Below are 340 nucleotides of genomic sequence, written 5' to 3'. Positions count from 1 at the left end.
GTTCCGGCAGCACGGCCAGCTTTTCTTTCAGCCGGTCGTTCACTGGCCATCACCCCACCCTGCTCCATCGACCCATTCGTACAGCGTAATCGTCCCATACACCGGATCGGCAAGCAAACTGGAACGATACGTTTTCACTTTGCGCACATGGCTAGAAACATCGACCCCTTGGGCGCGAAATCCATCAACGACATGGTCGGTCATATAAATTGTAGCATGGCGGTAGTTTTCTTTGTCTTGCAAAAAGAAGGAAAAATGGAGCACGTCTTTATGCGGAAACGGCGCGTGTAAATAGTCAAACACGCGCGTCTCTTCCCACGTATATACCACAAACGGCTGC

Annotated in this window: 1 pseudogene; it reads right to left on the bottom strand. The window is 51.2% G+C overall.

The annotated features are described in order from the left end of the window. Window positions 1-39: 39 nt before the first annotated feature. Window positions 40-340: pseudogene (locus BRO54_RS19020) on the bottom strand (nucleoporin-interacting protein); the annotation flags it as partial.

This window comes from Geobacillus proteiniphilus, from assembly GCF_001908025.1.
Classification (GTDB): Bacteria; Bacillota; Bacilli; order Bacillales; family Anoxybacillaceae; genus Geobacillus; species Geobacillus proteiniphilus.
The sequence above is the reverse complement of the archived record's forward strand: the minus strand, read 5'-3'. Positions and strand labels throughout refer to the sequence as shown.